Here is a 15,473-nt window from a genome sequence, read left to right as displayed (position 1 = left end):
TTTCAAACGCGCATCGTTCCCAGCATGCCGCCGTCCACGGCCCAGCCTTGGGCGGTGACGTGGCTTGCCGCATCCGACAGCAGGAACGCGGCGACTTGCGCCAGCTCTTCGGGCTTTCCGGTGCGCCCCTGCGGCACGGCCTTGGCCATCTGCGTTGCGGCTTCGGGCGGAAGGCCATCGAGCATGGGCGTTTCGATCAGGCCCGGCAGGATGCAATTGCAGCGAATGCCGAATTCTGCCGCCTCATTGGCCACCGCGCGCGATAGCCCCAGAACGGCATGCTTGCTGGCAACATAGCCTGCGTTCATCGGCAATCCGCGTTCGCTGGCAAGGCTTCCGGTCAGCAGGATCGCCCCCTGCCCGCGCTGCTTCATCGATGGCAGCACATGCTGGATCGCCCAGAACGCACCCTTTACGTTCACGGCCATGACCGCATCGAAGGTTTCGTCGGTATAATCCTCTATCGCGGCGAACGTGCCACCGATCCCGGCGTTGAGGAACAGCCCGTCAATCGGACCATTGGCGGCGACCGCCTTGTCCAGCGCCGCGACAAGTTGCGCCTTGTCGGCAACATCTGCCGCCGCCCACGCGGCCTTGCCGCCAAGCTCGTCCGCCGCCTGTTCGAGCAGCTCGGCGCGGCGCGCAATCATCGTCACGGTTGCGCCTGCTGCGGCAAAGCAGGTGGCGCTGGCCCGGCCAATCCCGGTCGATGCGCCGGTGATGACGATGTGCTTGCCGGAAAGGTCGGTCATCTGTCGCTCCGTGCGATGAAATCGGCCCATACCTGGGCTTCGGGCCGATCGTTGCCTTCGGGCGACCACTGGCGCTCCATGATCGCGCGAGCCTGTGCTTCGGCCATGGCGCGGTGATCGCGGTTCAGGCGATAGAAGAATGCCGAGACGCGCCAGTTCATGATGCAGTGGACGTGAACCGGCTTTGGCCCGGCTTCGACCGCCTTGGCAAATGCGGCAAAGTGATCCTCGCCCGGAGCATCGAACGGCACCGGGATATGGGTATAGACAATGCCGTGCTGGCGCAGCTTGTCGCCTTCGCCCGCCAGCGCTTCAGGATGGGTTTCCAGTGCCAGGTTGATGACATGGGCCACGCCAAGCGCAGCCAGCCGCGCCACATCCCGATCCTCGATCCGGCCTGACGTGGTCGTTTCCGCATCGAGACGCTGCCATGCTCGGATGTCGGCCGGGTCGGACACGGACCAGCCCTCAGACCAGGCCGAGCAGGCGGGCGGCGTTATCTTTCATGATGCCCGGCAGCACTTCATCCTTGAAACCGACCTTCAACGCCGCATCGATCCACTTTTGCGGATGGATCAGCGGAAAGTCCGATCCGAACAGCATCTTCTTGCGAAGCTGGGTATTGGCATACTGGATGATCTGCGGGGCAAAGTACTTTGGCGACCAGCCCGAAAGATCGATGAACACGTTATCCTTGTGCAGCGCCATCGACAGGCTTTCATCGACCCACGGCCATGAAGGATGGGCGAGGATGATCTTCATGTCGGGAAAATCGACCGCAACATCATCGACCAGCATCGGCTGGCCATACTTCAGCCGCATCCCGCCGCCGCCGCGCATACCCGTGCCCATGCCCGAATGCCCGGTGTGGAATATCGCAGGCAAGCCATATTCGGCGATGACTTCGTAGATCGGATAACCGACCCGGTCTGCCGGATGGCAATCCTGCACGATGTTGTGAAACTTGAAGCCCTTGACCCCGTAGTTCTCGATCAGATCGCGGGCCTCGCGCGCACCGAACTTGCCCTTGTGCGGATCGATCGAGGCGAACGCCATGCAGATGTCATCGTTCTTCAGCGCCATCTCGGCCACTTCATAGTTCGACACGCGCTTGGCGCCCATGCCGCATTCCGCATCGACCGTGAACATGCAGAACGCGATCTGCTGTTCGCGATAGATTTCGACGATCTCCGGCATCTTGGGCCGTTCACGCGGGGCCTTGAAATAGGCCGATGCCGCATCGAAAAACTTGCCCATCACCGGATCTTCGGGATCATGGCACGAAATTTCGGCATGGACGTGAACGTCGATCGCCTTGATCCTGGAAAGGTCGATGGGCACAATTGGAACTCCTGAAATGCAGGACGGGCACGCAGGCCCGCCCCCATGTCATCACAGCTGGATGATGACGGTCTTGGTTTCGAGATAAGCCTCGACACCCGCCCGGCCCTGTTCGCGGCCCATGCCCGATTCCTTGTATCCGCCAAACGGCAGCGCGGTATCGATCATGGCATGGCAATTGCCCCACACGGTGCCCGATTTGATCTTCGCGGCCAGCTTGTGCATCACCGCCACATCGCGCGTCCACACGCCCGCGCCGAGGCCGAAGCAGGTATCGTTGGCCATCTTCGCCACCTCGTCCAGATCATCGAAACGCTGCGCGACCACGACCGGGCCGAAGATTTCCTCGCGCACCACCGACATCTGCGGGTTCACGTTGGCAAGGATCGTCGGGTTCACATAGTAACCACCATCGGTCGTCGGGGCATCGCCGCCCATGACCACGCTGGCGCCATCGCGCTTGCCCGCATCGATATAGCCCATCACCCGGTCATGCTGTTCCTTGCTGACCAGCGGTCCCATATGGGCTTCGGGATCGAGCGAGGCGCGCGGCGCCCAGAACGGTGCAGTCTGGGTCATCCCTTCCAGCACCTGATCGTAGACCGAACGGTGGGCATAAAGCCGCGATCCGGCCACGCAGACCTGCCCTGCGTTGAAGAAGATCGCACCGGCAACGCCGGGCGCGGTCTGCGCCACATCGACATCGGGCATGACCACGACTGGCGATTTTCCGCCCAGCTCCAATGTCACGCGCTTCATCGTGGCCGTGGCATTGCGGTTGATCAGCTTGCCGATTTCGGTCGATCCGGTGAAGGCCACCTTATCGACATCGGGGTGCTTGACCATGCGATCGCCGGCAGTGTGGCCGTTGCCCGTTATGATATTGACCACCCCCGCCGGGAAGCCCGCCTCCACCACCAGATCGGCCAGTTTGAGCGCGGTGAGCGAGGTCTGCTCGGCAGGCTTGAGAACGAGTGTGCAGCCAGCGGCCAGCGCAGGCGCAATCTTGAGCGAGGCCATCAGCAGCGGGAAGTTCCACGGCACGATCTGCGCGCAGACGCCCACCGGCTCCTTGACCGTGTAGCTGAATACGGTGCCGTTGGGCATGGTGTAGGGCTGCGTCGTCTCGCCCGCCACCTTGCTTGCCCAGCCCGCCATGAAGCGCAACTGACTGATAGCGCCGGGAATGTCGATCGCACCAGCCATGCGTTTGGGCTTGCCGTTGTCGATCGCTTCGAGTTCGGCAAACAGATCGGCATTGGCTTCAAGCAGATCGGCAACGCGGTTCATCGTGCGGTCGCGCACCATCGGCGGCAGGTTCGACCAGCGGCCATCGTCGAAAGCCGCGCGCGCAGCAGCAACCGCGCGATCTACATCCTTGTCCGAGGCATCGACCACGTGGCCAACGACCTTGCCATTGGATGGGTCTTCCACCTCGATCACCGCGCCGTGGCTGCTATCGACCCATTCGTTGTTGATGAACAGCTGCGGCTTGCGCGCGAGAAACGCCTTGGCGGCATCCGAGTAATCGCGCTGGTCGCGCGAGATCGTGGTCATGTCGTTCATCGTCGACTCCTCTCCATGCGGATTTTGTAATGAGTCATAACATATTTATGTGAGTGCGAAAGCCCGATCCCGCACGGAATCAGATTCCCGTGCAGTGTCAGCCGCCCCTGTCAGCCACCTTTGTCTTCAAGCGCACTGTCTTCAAGCGCACTGTCTTCATGCGCGCGCTTGATCACGTAGTGGCGGATCGCTTCGATCTGGTCCTTCGTCATGTACTTGCTCCACGCAATCATGCCGTTGTCCTTCAGGATTCCGTCATGGACAACCGATTGCCAAGTGTCAGGATCAGCCGTGACGCCGCTGTGACGCAAATCGGGCAGCAAGGCACCCACAGCCGCATCACCGTGGCAGACGTTGCAATACTGGCCGTAGAGCGTGTTGCCCAAGGCGATGGTTTCGGGCGTCCCTGCCATCGGCGGCGGATTAAGGAGGCGCTTCTCGAACGGCGGCGCATCGGGCAGCTTCGCCTTGCCGCCGATCTTGAACACCAGCAACCGGCTGATGTTGCGCACCGGCCCTGACTTGTCGGCCAGAACGCCGGTCGCCAGCGGCCAGATGCCGCCCCACCCGGCCAGTACGGCGACGTATTGTTCGCCGCCAGCCGTAAACGTGATCGGTGCTGCCACGACCCCGGTTTGCGCCGGGAACGACCACAATTCCTTGCCATCCTTTGAAGAATAGGCTGCGAACAGGCCCTTGGCGTTGCCCTGAAACAGCAATCCTCCCGCCGTTGCCAGCATGCCACCGTTCCATGGCCCCGGAAAGTTGATACGCCAGCGTTCCTTCTTCTCCACCGGGTCCCATGCCACGATGGCGCCCGTCGTCGCGGCCCGCGCCGCCTCGCGCGCCTCGCGGATGGGGGGCATGGCCCCTGCCGCGCCATCCACTCCGGTATTGAAGCCGACAGCCTGCGGCTTCCAGTCCTTTGCCGGAAAGTAGGGATAGGCCGCCAGTTGCGCCGGGATATAGACCAGGCGATTGGTGGGGTCATAGGCCATCGGATGCCAGCTATGCGCGCCACCTGCGCCGGGTGATCCGATGAACGGCTTGCCGGTCTGGTCGTAGCGCGCCTCAGGCAGTTCGATCGGGCGGCCCGTCACCGGATCGAGACCCTTGGCCCAGTTGACCGGGACGAAGGCGTTGCCCGAAATGAACTGGCCGTTGGTCCGGTCTATCACATAGAAGAAGCCGTTCTTGGGTGCCTGCATCAGCACCTTGCGCTGCTTTCCATCGATTTCCAGATCGGCCAGAATGATGTGCTGCGTGGCGGTAAAGTCCCACGTTTCGCCAGGCGTCTGCTGGAAATGCCAGGCATATTCGCCGGTCTTTGCGTGGATCGCGACGATGGATGACAGGTACAGGTTGTCGCCGCCGCCGGGAGAACGGTAGGCCTGATTCCACGGGCTGCCGTTGCCGACACCGATATAGAGCAGATCGAGTTCGGGATCATAGGCCATGGCATCCCACACGGTGCCGCCGCCGCCCAGCTTCCACCATTCGCCCTTCCAGGTGGCTTCGGCTTTCCTGAGGTATTCCTCGTCATTGTTGCCCGGCTTGTCCGGCACGGTGTAGAACCGCCAGACCTGCTTGCCGGTCTGCGCGTCATAGGCCGTCACATAGCCGCGCACCCCCATTTCCGCGCCGCCATTGCCGATGATGATCAGGCCATTGATCGCGCGCGGGGCACCTGTGATGGTGTAAGGCTTGGTCTGGTCAACCGTGACCGTGGACCAGACTTCCTTGCCGGTGGCGCGATCCAGCGCAACAAGGCGGCCATCGAGCGTGCCGAGATACAGCTTGTCACCCCACGCCGCCATGCCGCGATTGACGACATCGCAACACGCCTTGACGGCGGTTTCGCCGGGCACCTTGGGATCGTATTCCCACAGCAGCTTGCCCGATACTGCATCATAGGCCTTGGCCTTCGACCAGGCGGTGGTGAAGTATATCTTGCCGTCGATCACCAGCGGCGTGGCTTCCTGCCCGCGCGCGGTGTCCATATCGGCAAACCATGCAAGGCCCAGATTCCCCACGTTGGCGGGCGTGATCTGGTTCAACGGGCTGAAGCGCTGCTCATCATATGTGCGACCATGGGACAGCCAGTTCGCCCCATTGCCGATGATGATCGACTGGGCGTTTACCCCACCTTCGGCACTGGTCTTCACGCTGCATGCCGTCAAAGGCAGGGCGATTGCCAGCGTTGCGGCAAGGGCCAGTTTCAGCTTGCGATCCCGTTTCATGTTGCATCCTCTCCCGGCCATCCGGCCCGACCGTCCGGTTCCCCGGCTCGGTCCACCCCGTTTGTTGTGCGTGTTCAGTTCACCATGCGCTGGACATCGCCCCAATACTTGATGCGCAGCGCTTTCTTGTCCATCTTGCCCGCTGCGGTGCGCGGAATGGATTCCACAAATTCCACAGATTTCGGCGCCTTCACCCCGCCCAGGCGCTGCTTTGTATAAGCGATGATTTCCGCATCGGTGATGCCATCGGCCACAACCACGGCATGAACCTGTTCGCCCCACTTTTCATGCGGGATGCCGAACACACAAGCCTCACGCACGGCTGCGAGTTCGGTAACGGCAGCCTCGACCTCTGCCGTGAACACATTGAATCCGCCCGATACGACCATGTCCTTCTTGCGGTCGACGATGTAGAGATAACCGTCCTCGTCCAGCTTGCCGACGTCGCCGGTATGGTGCCAGCCGAACTTGCGGATTTCGGCGGTTTCTTCCGGCTTTTCAAAGTAGGAATGGGTGACCAGCGCGCCCCGTACGCAAATCTCGCCCGCCTCGCCCAAGGGCACCTCCTTGCCGTCGTCATCCAGCAACGCCACCCGGATCGACCGGGTGGGCTTTCCGCAGGATGCCAGTTTTTCAGGAGCCGCAGTGGCAAACCGCGCCACGTCCTCTGGCGGGAACCAGGCCACGATCATCGGGCATTCCACCTGGCCATAGGACTGGCACATGGCCGGACCGAAGATTTCCACCGCCTGCCGCAGCTTTTCCGGGCTGCACGGCGATCCGACAAGGATGAAGATTTTCAGCGATGAATAATCGTGCTTGTCGATCTCAGGCGAGGCGAGCAACTGGTACATTGCCGTTGGCGGCAGGTACATGTGCGTGACCTTGTAGTCGCCAATCGTCCTGAGCACGGCATCTGCATCGAAGCCGGGCAGGATCACCTGCGTTGCGCCAAGGCTCATCGTCGAAAGCGCGATGGGACCTGCCGCATGGGTGATCGGAGCAGAGACCAGCGCCACCGGATCATCCGTGCGCCCGCCCATGCCGTCAGCCGCGGTTTCGATCATCGTGCCCCAGCCAAGGTTGGTGACGTTCGCGCCCTTCGATGGGCCGGTGGTGCCGCCGGTGGGAAAGATGCCGACCATGTCCATCAGGTTGCCGAACGCATCGACTTCCGGCTCCACGAAGTCCACCTCGGAAACCCCTGCGATGAATTCCTCAAGACTGGGATCATCGCCCATGCGCTTGTCAAGGCAGACGAAGTGGCGAAGCGTCGGGCACAGGGCCTTCAGCTGATCCACTTCATCGGCCTTCGACGAATGGTAGACCATCCATTTCAGGCGGACATAGTTGATATAGGCGGCATTGGCATCGATCGCGTTGCGCGTGTTGACTGGCACCCATTTGCCGTTGGCGCGCCACATCGCCAGCAGGGCCACCAGAAGCATGCCATCGTTTGGACCATATAGGCCGAGCAGGTCCTGATTCTCGAAACCGCCCTTTTGCAGCGCCGCGGCAATCCGTTGCGAAAGCGCCCTGGTTTCCGCGAAAGTAAGTTTCAGGCCATTCTCGGTATCGACAATGGCAAGACGCTGCGGATTGCGGTCATGGCCGCGGTCAAAATAATCGATGGCGCGCACAGGTTATCCCCAACGGTTGATTTCTGGCCCCGGTGCAAAGACCCGAAGCGGTTCTGAAACAGTGCTGCGGGCAAGCGCGGCGATCACCGCTGGCCGCGCGGCGACCCGATCAAGCCAGGCGTTGGTGCGCGCAGCATTGTCGAAAGCATCGGGGCGCAAAAGGCGCATCCCCGCCAGCCATGAATAAGTAACAAGATCGGCAATCGAGAACGGCCCCATCAGCCATTCGCGGCCATCGCCGAGCTGCGTTTCGCAGCGCTCGACAGTTGCCATGACTTTGGCTTCGCTATCGGCAATCTGGGCTGCGTCGATGGCATCGTCGTGCAGCGCCTGCCAGCGTTCGCGCAAGTCGTCCGAAACGATGCGCGATGTCAGCGTGGCGAAATCCTGTGCCGGAATCGCCGCAATCATGGCCTGCGACGTCGCCAGATTGCCGAGCAGCGCCGCAGCGGGCGAAAGCCGCTCAGTGATCTGGCGGCACCACATCATCATTTCCCAATGCGCATAGGCATCGGTCGGTTGCAGCCCTGCACCACCTGCGGCTTCGTCGATATATTGCGCCAGAAACACGGATTCGGTCATCGCCTCTCCGTTGGCCACCAGCACCGGTCCTTCGCCTTCGACACCAAGGTCGATGGCAATATTTTCGGTCACGCCGGGCAAGGCATGACGCTCGCCCGCAAGCAGGTCGATGTGGCGGCATTCCAGCGCAAGGCCCGCCTCTTCCAGCGCGGCCAGCACGGTCAGCGATGCGCCGTTGGGTTCGCCGTGATAAAGAACAGCGCTCATGCTTCGATCTCCGCCATGATCAGGCCGTAGCGCGTGGCAAGGTCCGTCTTGCCCATCGCCCATGTCTGCTTCACCGCATCGCGCTGATAGACACGCTTGAGCCAGCGCATGATATTCGGCGTCTTCTCCTTGCCCGCCAGATCGGGCTGCGACATCGGCAGTGAATAAGTGCTGTTGAAGATGTTGATGTCGGCCAGCGTGTACTGGTTCGACCCGACATAGGGCCGCTTGCCCAGTTCCTCCTCCAGCATGGCAATGCCCAGCGCCACGCGGCGGCGGCTTTCTGCCATTTCGCTTTCCGAAAAGCTGCCGCTGATCGCCTTGCGCCAGGCCACGCGCCGTTCGGGCATCGGGATGCGATCAATCGCGGCTTCGAGTTCGGCAGGATCGCGCTGCCGCACCATCGGGCCGACGAACACGCTCCAGCCGATCATCGAGAAGCTGGGGCCAAGCCACTGGTCCATGAACTTCATCCACCAGCGGACGCGCCACCTGTCCTGCGGATCACCCGGCATCAGGTCTGGCCCGGCGAACTGCTCGTTCACGTATTCCATGATTGCGGTGCTCTCGGTCAGCACGCGCCTGCCATCCTTGGCATGATGCGTCATCGCCGGGATCGTGCCCTGCGGATTGATCGCGAGATATTCCGGCTTGTGCTGATCGAACTGCAGCATGTCCGTGTAGTGGCTGACAAAGGGAACACCCTTTTCCATCAGCGCCAGCATCGGCTTGCCGGAGTTGGCGTTGGGTTCCCAATGATAGAGGGCTACTTCGTCCATCCGCTCGCTTACCTCTCTCCCGATTCCGATTGCATCGGAATTTGTTAGTAACACATACTAATTCAGCGGGAGCGCGGGTCAAGCCCGCATGCCAGACATTTTGTCAGGCCGATGGATAAGCCCTGTTCGCGCTCACAAACATGCGCCGACAATACACATTTCACCACGCGCAATCTGAGATCACGGCAAATGGGGCAGGGCCAGCGCGGTCAGCGGACGGCCATCGTCCAGCGGAACAGATGATCCCGGTGGGAAAGTGGAGCCGGGACACGCGCCTCGTGCACCACGCGCAGGCCCTGTTCCTCCAGCGCACCGCGCAAGGCGGTCCAATCGCTCCAGCGTGTCAGCCCGGAAACACGATCGGGCTGTCCCAGCGCGCGCCACCCGGCTTCGACACCATCGGCAAGGTCGATGTGGCGCAATCCCGCCCGGCTTGTCGCAAAAGCGGCAGATTCGGCAATGCCGCTGTCGAACACGATCACCGGCAAGCGCTGCATTTCGCCAGCGACGACCGGCATGGCGATGGCTGAGCCGGCCAGCGCCCCGCCCTTGAGCATCGCGCGCCTTGAAACCCGCATCAGCCAGCCTTTCCAAGATATACCGCCACGGCATCAAGCTCCGCGTCAGTCAGGTCCACCCTGGTCTGCTGCGGCATGGCGCCCTTGCCCATGCGGACCACGGACTTGACGTACTCGGCGGTCAGATCGTCACGGTTGGAAAGCAGGCCCTTTTCCGGCGGATTGCCCGCCAGCATCTGCTGCTTGGTCAACAGGTTGGTGCCCATCCCGCCGACAAGGTGGCAGTAGCCGCAATGTACTTCGAACAGCGCCTTGCCATCGCGACCTGGCTTCAGGCGATCGCCATCAGGCGCAAGCGGGCGCAAGATGTACGGCGGCATCGGCGGGGGACCGCCGGGGGGTGGAGGGAGTGCTGCCGTACCTTGCGCATAAGCTGCGGCGCTGAACGCAAGGACCGCGGCGGCCAGAACGATGCGCTTCATCTCACTGCCCTCCCTTGTAGGAAGACCCGCGCATGTTCGCGTAATTTGCAGGCCAGACGCCCTGTTTGCCCGGCGCAATGATGCCGTTGGGATCGAGCGCGGATTTCACCCTTTCGTCGAAGCGGCGCAAGGCGTGGCTGTTGAAATCGAAGGTCTCCATCACCGGGTCCATCCAACCAAGGTGCGTGCGATATTCGGCGTAGCCCGCCTTGGCGGTGTCGACGATCAGCGCATCGAAAAGCTTGCGCATCTTGAGCACTTCGTCCGCGTTGTCGCGATCGTACATCAGCATGTTGACGTTGTTGGCAAAGCGTCCGCCGATGGTGAAGCTGGCGTAGAAATCGACATCGAAATCCGCGATGATCTTGCGGCTGCGGTGCATCTGATCGAGCACATGCTTGCCGGTAGCAGGGACCACGGGCGAAAAGCCCATGTGCGCCCCGCGTCCGCCGATCCAGTCGGACATCTGCAAGGGCACCGCTGATGGTACGCCCATCGTGATTTCATACTGACCTACGGGATCGCCCTGCCGCCACCAGTTCTCCTGCGGCGAAGCGTCAAGGTGCCGCTTCATCGCGGCCTTGACCACTTCGGCACGCGCCTTGACCACCGGCTCTTCACCATAAAGGCGCAGCGCAACCTGCCAGTAGCCCAGCTTGTACTGCTTGAGCAGTTCGGCCACGCGCCATTCGGGAATGGCGGAGGGCTTGTCCCAGAAGTCGCGGCGCTGGCCTTTCAGCACCATCTTGCCCAGCCATGACGGGATGAACACGTTCTGGTCGATCAGGCCGGATATCTTGAGCGGCGTGATCGTGTCGATCACCCATGAAATATCATCGACTTTGGGAATATCCCAAACGAGTTCAAGCGATGTCTCCGGCGCAGGCTGCAACCACACGCCCGCCTTTGTGACCACACCGAGGTTGGATTGCGAAAACGCCAGATCCCACGTCGGGCCGTAGCTCATCGGAAACAGGTGCCACGCGGGATTGTCCTTCATCGCGCCCATGCCGGTGCGCAGCAGATCGCCATCGGGCAACACCGCCTCGATCCCGCACAGATTGCGCGCGTGCAGCCCGTAGGACGTATAGCCAATGCCGTGTTCCAGCGCGTTGCCCAGCACAGAACCCCAGGCATTGCCCGGAACCGAAAGCCATAACGGTGCCTTTTCGCGCTGTATCCGGTCATAAAGATCGAAAAACCCGACGCCCGGTTCGACCACGCAATAGGCCAGCCCATGATCGAGTTCGAGCACCTTGTTCATGCGCCCCAGGTCCATGACCACGCTGCCTTCCATGCGCGGGGCAGCCGTGCCGTAGCCCAGGTTCTTGCCGCGCGCGACCGGCCACAGCGGCACCTTGTATTCGTTCGCCAGCCGCACGATCGCGCGCACTTCGTCCACGCTGACAGGCGCGACGGCGGCCGATGCAGGCCATTCTTCGGTGCTGCCGGGGGCGTAAGTATCGGCATAGGCATCGCGGTCGGCGTCGCTGTTCATCACCCAGTCCTTGCCGACGACGCCGGCAAAGGCGGTCATCGCGGACTGGAACTGTCTGGGGCTGACGCGGGGGGGAAGGTGAAGCTTCACCGGACGGATTCTCCCATGTATTTTTCTAACAATTGTTATTGTTATGCTGTGTGATGAGGTTTGCGTCAAGCTTTCTCCCCTTCCTCTCCAGAGGAGGGGGCTTAGTTGACTCACGTCAGCGCGTAATACTTCACGAAATTTCCATCGGGCCTGCGCTCGCCCACGCCAATGAACACGTACCGCGTCAACCAATCGTGCTTGCCGATGCTGGTTTCGAAGCTGGGCTGGGCGCGAAGATAGTATTCGGCGTGCGGCACCGGCGCTCCGTCGGCAAAGGCCCATGCGCGCAGCCGGTCCATCGTGCCCGGCTCGCGGCCCCACAGGAAGCCCTTGTTCTGCATGTAGATCAGGGTGCCGTCATCGACCTCAAGCACATAGCGCGCGTCGAAAACCGCGGTGTCGTCGGGACGGAAAAAGGCATAATCACCGCCCGAATTGGGCACCGCCCTGCCTTTCAACCGTGGCCCCTCAAATTCACCCTCGTCGACATAGACCGCGCTGCGCATTCCGCCTGACGGCAGATCAGGCACCATCTGCACGCGGCTGAAGCGCAGTCGGCAGGCAAAGGCGAATTCGAGGCGGGGATTGTCAAGTGTGGAGAAATCCATTCAGCAATTCCTTTCAAGTCGCGCCATACTCTTCGCCATCCGGGGGGACCTGTGTGTTGGCGGTGGCGATAGCGGCGGCGCAGCACATCAATAGTTCGAAAGAATGGTCAGGCTTGGTCCGTCGAGCGGCTTTCCGGCCTTTTGCTTTTCCAGTTCGTCCTTGCGGGTCTGGCCCTGCAGGTCGATCAGGTAGGCGTGGATCGCATCGGCATCGTCGGGCGTGAGAAGGTCGTTCCAGCGCGGCATGCCATTGGGGACGAGCAGACCTTCGAGCACGATTTCGCGAAACAGCTCGTGCGTGGGCTGCTGCATACGGCGCAAGTCCGGGGTGATCGATCGCGGCTGGTTGGCGTGGCATATCGCACAATTGCCGAAAAACAGGCCCTGCCCCCGCGCGATGGTTTGCGCGGTGACGCCGGGCGCCTGTGCCGGTGCGGCAGGCGCGACTTCGAGCGCAGGGCGCATATCGGGCATAGGCACCTTGCCGCCGCCCAGCCTGAACACCAGCAGCCGGTTCATGTTGCTGCGCGTGTAGGCCGCCGAATAACGCGGCACGAAAGGATAGCCGCCGCCGCCCCACCCTGCCATGACGGCAATATATTGCACGCCGCCGATTTCGTAAGTCATCGGTGCGGCCATGATCGCGGTGCCGGTTTCGATCTCCTTGAGCAGCTTGCCGGTGCGCGTCTCGCGCACAAACAGCTTGCCGGTAACGCCGCCATAAATGGTGAGGCCGCTGGCGGTGGTGAGCACCCCGCCCCGATCCTGCCAGCCTGCCGTATCGGCGGCCCACACCGTCTTGCCGGTCAGCGGATCGATGGCGCGGACTTGCGCGCTGGCGGGGTTCTTCAGCGCCTCGGCATAGGCGGGCGATTTGCGCACCGCATCGCCGAACGCGGGCGGGAATGTGGCCAGCGCTTCCTTGACATCGGGCGTGAAGATCAGCGCGGCATCGTTGTTCAATCCGCGCGCCTTGTACGGCTTCTGGCCATCGGTCATGAAGATCAGGTTGCCCATGTCCAGCACTGCGGCGATATATAGCCCGGTGGCAGGATCGTAGCTGGCCGGATGCCAGTTGCGCGCGCCGGTGGTGGCGGGGAACACGATCCTGGGGCCGGTGGTGTAATCGGCGGCTTCCGGGTCAAGGATTGGACGCCCATTCGCATCGATGCCCTTGGCCCAGTTCGTCCGCACGATCGGATTGGCGCGCAGCAGTTTGCCGTCGCGCCTGTCCAGAATGTAGAGATAGCCGTTCTTGGGCGCGTGAAGCACGACCGGTCGGTCCTGCCCGTCGATCGACATTCGCGTCAGGATCATCGGCTGCGTGGCGGTGAAATCCCAGTTGTCGCCGGGCGTCTCCTGATAGTGCCATTTCATCCGCCCCGTTTTCGGGTCGAGCGCGACGATGCTGGCGAGATAGAGGTTGTCACCCCCCGCAGGCGAGCGCTTCGATGTCGCATAAGGCCCGCCATTGCCGGTGCCGACCAGCACGAAGCCGGTTTCCGGGTCGAACGCAATCGCGTCCCACGGCGAGCCGCCGCCTCCAATATCCCAGCGGCTGCCCACGTCCCACGTCTTCAGCGCGGCTTCGAGTTCCGGCGATTCCTGCGGCCCCAGCCTGGGATCGGACGGCACCACATGCCAGCGCCAGCGCAGCTTGCCGGTGTCCAGATCGAGCGCGGTGACATAACCGCGCACGTCGTATTCAGCGCCGCTCATTCCCACGATCACGACATCGCCCGCCACTTCGGGCGCACCGGTTGAATTGTCGCCGCGCTGGCGGTCTTCGATGAAATCGGTCTTCCACACTACCGCGCCGGTCCGGGCATCCAGCGCATACATCCAGCCATCGAGCGCCGCGACGAATACCTTGCCGCGCGCCACGGCCACCCCGCGATTGACCATGTCGCAGCACACGGTGCGGTTGACCTGCATGTCGACCTCAGGTTCGAACCGCCAGAGTTCCTTTCCAGTGGCGGCATCGAAGGCATAGGCGCGGCCGGTGGTGCCCGATGTGTAAAGCACACCATCGACCATGACCGGCGTCGCCTCCTGCCCGCGCAGGGTGCCGAGGTCTGCCGCCCATGCGAGGCCGATTGTGCCGACATTTTCGGCGTTGATCGCGGTCAGGCGCGAATGGTGAGTCTTGCCGCTATCGCCGCCGGGGCTGGTCCATTGACTGCCCGCGCCTTCGGTCAACGGGGTTGCGCCACCGAGCGAGCAGGCGGCGAGGCCGAGGAGCAGGCCTGCCAAGAGGTTGCGCATCACAGCGAGTCCCAGGGCGACGGCATGCGATATGGCACGGTGATGAAGTTCGCTTCGATCTGTTCGATCATCCCGTGATCGATCTTGAACAGTTCGGAAATGTAGAAACTGTGCGGGCGCAGGACCGGGCTTTTGACGGTGCGGCCATCGGTCAGCTGATATTCGCGCAAGCGGCCCGAATGATCGATGAACCCGTACGCCAGCACCAGCCCGCGCGCTTCGTCCACCAGCGGAAAACGCCGCGCGCGCAGATCGTCATCATAGCGGTAATTGCCCATGCGGAACTGCTCTTCGCAGCCCAGCGCCGAAACGGGTACGATCTTGGCGAATTCGGGATTGCGCGTGGTCTGGACGCCGTTTTCCACGCGGTTGCAATCTGGGTGGAACCTGGTGTGGATGGTGCCATCGTTGCGCTGAAGCGTATCGAAATAGCCATCGGACAGACGGATCATTTCCGCGCGGTCTGCTGGCGCTTCGGGCTTTTGATGCAGGATCGGCTTGTCCCAGTAGCGGCAGTTTTCGAACTTGATGCCGCTGTCGGACTGGCGCACGATCAGCATCTCGCATTCGCTGATCTGGCCTGCTGCGTTTACGGCAAGGCGCAGCGTGAACGCCGATTCCTCGATCGGTTCGATCACCGTGCCGAAATAGCCGACCTGCCCGGTTTGCTCATCGGCAAAGCGCAATTGATATTCGCCAAGCCGGTCAATGGTGCCCCACACGCCATCGCCGATTGCCAGCATGACGTTGTTTTCGCTGTGATAAACGTCAGGCGCCCAGTCCAGCGACCAGGGATCACGAGCGTTCAGCGCTGCCAGAAAGCGATCAAGCACGGCATAGAGCGCAAGGCGGTTCATCACGTCTCCCAAAGCATCCGGTCAAGGCTCTGTCGGCCCTTCCTGCTT

14 protein-coding genes are annotated in these 15,473 nt (G+C 62.1%); all 14 read right to left on the bottom strand.

What is annotated here, in order from left to right:
* Positions 1 to 2: 2 nt before the first annotated feature.
* The 14 genes from LUA85_RS02995 to LUA85_RS02930 all read right to left on the bottom strand — a co-directional run bounded on the left by LUA85_RS02995 (position 3) and on the right by LUA85_RS02930 (position 15,425).
* Entirely contained in the window at positions 3 to 752 is a 750-nt protein-coding gene (locus LUA85_RS02995; protein ID WP_231466854.1) for an SDR family NAD(P)-dependent oxidoreductase, read from the bottom strand.
* Complete coding sequence (locus LUA85_RS02990) at positions 749 to 1,210, bottom strand: beta-lactamase hydrolase domain-containing protein (RefSeq protein ID WP_231466853.1); 462 nt, start codon at positions 1,208 to 1,210, stop codon at positions 749 to 751. Before LUA85_RS02990 ends, LUA85_RS02995 begins: the two co-directional genes overlap by 4 nt.
* Before the next feature lie 10 nt (positions 1,211 to 1,220).
* Positions 1,221 to 2,093 (bottom strand): amidohydrolase family protein, encoded by an 873-nt coding sequence (locus LUA85_RS02985; RefSeq protein ID WP_305799983.1) that lies wholly within the window; start codon positions 2,091 to 2,093, stop codon positions 1,221 to 1,223.
* Between the two features lie 51 nt (positions 2,094 to 2,144).
* On the bottom strand, positions 2,145 to 3,659 hold the full coding sequence (locus tag LUA85_RS02980) for an aldehyde dehydrogenase family protein (protein ID WP_231466852.1): 1,515 nt from the start codon (positions 3,657 to 3,659) through the stop codon (positions 2,145 to 2,147).
* Between the two features lie 110 nt (positions 3,660 to 3,769).
* A complete protein-coding gene (locus LUA85_RS02975; RefSeq protein WP_231466851.1) occupies positions 3,770 to 5,899 on the bottom strand; it encodes a PQQ-dependent dehydrogenase, methanol/ethanol family in 2,130 nt (709 codons plus the stop codon).
* A 74-nt stretch (positions 5,900 to 5,973) separates the two neighbouring features.
* Positions 5,974 to 7,539 (bottom strand): class I adenylate-forming enzyme family protein, encoded by a 1,566-nt coding sequence (locus tag LUA85_RS02970; protein ID WP_231466850.1) that lies wholly within the window; start codon positions 7,537 to 7,539, stop codon positions 5,974 to 5,976.
* A 3-nt stretch (positions 7,540 to 7,542) separates the two neighbouring features.
* Positions 7,543 to 8,328, bottom strand: coding sequence for a glutathione S-transferase family protein (locus tag LUA85_RS02965; protein ID WP_231466849.1), 786 nt, complete (start codon positions 8,326 to 8,328; stop codon positions 7,543 to 7,545).
* Complete coding sequence (locus LUA85_RS02960) at positions 8,325 to 9,107, bottom strand: glutathione S-transferase family protein (protein WP_231466848.1); 783 nt, start codon at positions 9,105 to 9,107, stop codon at positions 8,325 to 8,327. The genes LUA85_RS02965 and LUA85_RS02960 overlap by 4 nt, the downstream gene beginning before the upstream one ends.
* A 209-nt stretch (positions 9,108 to 9,316) precedes the next feature.
* Positions 9,317 to 9,685, bottom strand: coding sequence for a hypothetical protein (locus tag LUA85_RS02955; protein ID WP_231466847.1), 369 nt, complete (start codon positions 9,683 to 9,685; stop codon positions 9,317 to 9,319).
* Entirely contained in the window at positions 9,685 to 10,107 is a 423-nt protein-coding gene (locus LUA85_RS02950; RefSeq protein WP_231466846.1) for a cytochrome c, read from the bottom strand. Before LUA85_RS02950 ends, LUA85_RS02955 begins: the two co-directional genes overlap by 1 nt.
* Position 10,108: 1 nt before the next feature.
* Positions 10,109 to 11,695, bottom strand: a complete 1,587-nt coding sequence (locus LUA85_RS02945; RefSeq protein ID WP_231466845.1) for an FAD-binding oxidoreductase — start codon at positions 11,693 to 11,695, stop codon at positions 10,109 to 10,111.
* A 110-nt stretch (positions 11,696 to 11,805) separates the two neighbouring features.
* Positions 11,806 to 12,303, bottom strand: coding sequence for a DUF3237 domain-containing protein (locus LUA85_RS02940; RefSeq protein ID WP_231466844.1), 498 nt, complete (start codon positions 12,301 to 12,303; stop codon positions 11,806 to 11,808).
* 87 nt (positions 12,304 to 12,390) lie between these two features.
* Entirely contained in the window at positions 12,391 to 14,568 is a 2,178-nt protein-coding gene (locus LUA85_RS02935) for a PQQ-dependent dehydrogenase, methanol/ethanol family (protein ID WP_231466843.1), read from the bottom strand.
* Positions 14,568 to 15,425 (bottom strand): hypothetical protein, encoded by an 858-nt coding sequence (locus LUA85_RS02930; protein WP_231466842.1) that lies wholly within the window; start codon positions 15,423 to 15,425, stop codon positions 14,568 to 14,570. Before LUA85_RS02930 ends, LUA85_RS02935 begins: the two co-directional genes overlap by 1 nt.
* Positions 15,426 to 15,473 lie beyond the last annotated feature (48 nt).

Source organism: Novosphingobium sp. CECT 9465, assembly GCF_920987055.1.
GTDB lineage: Bacteria > Pseudomonadota > Alphaproteobacteria > Sphingomonadales > Sphingomonadaceae > Novosphingobium.
This window is presented reverse-complemented; position numbering and strand designations above follow the sequence as displayed.

Bases quoted from the DNA above. Each gene is read 5' to 3' on its own strand.
- LUA85_RS02960 (WP_231466848.1), bottom strand. From the start codon at position 9,107: ATGGACGAAGTAGCCCTCTATCATTGGGAACCCAACGCCAACTCCGGC.
- LUA85_RS02940 (WP_231466844.1), bottom strand. From the start codon at position 12,303: ATGGATTTCTCCACACTTGACAATCCCCGCCTCGAATTCGCCTTTGCC.
- LUA85_RS02975 (WP_231466851.1), bottom strand. From the start codon at position 5,899: ATGAAACGGGATCGCAAGCTGAAACTGGCCCTTGCCGCAACGCTGGCA.
- LUA85_RS02930 (WP_231466842.1), bottom strand. From the start codon at position 15,425: ATGAACCGCCTTGCGCTCTATGCCGTGCTTGATCGCTTTCTGGCAGCG.
- LUA85_RS02935 (WP_231466843.1), bottom strand. From the start codon at position 14,568: ATGCGCAACCTCTTGGCAGGCCTGCTCCTCGGCCTCGCCGCCTGCTCG.
- LUA85_RS02995 (WP_231466854.1), bottom strand. From the start codon at position 752: ATGACCGACCTTTCCGGCAAGCACATCGTCATCACCGGCGCATCGACC.
- LUA85_RS02950 (WP_231466846.1), bottom strand. From the start codon at position 10,107: ATGAAGCGCATCGTTCTGGCCGCCGCGGTCCTTGCGTTCAGCGCCGCA.
- LUA85_RS02965 (WP_231466849.1), bottom strand. From the start codon at position 8,328: ATGAGCGCTGTTCTTTATCACGGCGAACCCAACGGCGCATCGCTGACC.
- LUA85_RS02955 (WP_231466847.1), bottom strand. From the start codon at position 9,685: ATGCGGGTTTCAAGGCGCGCGATGCTCAAGGGCGGGGCGCTGGCCGGC.
- LUA85_RS02980 (WP_231466852.1), bottom strand. From the start codon at position 3,659: ATGAACGACATGACCACGATCTCGCGCGACCAGCGCGATTACTCGGAT.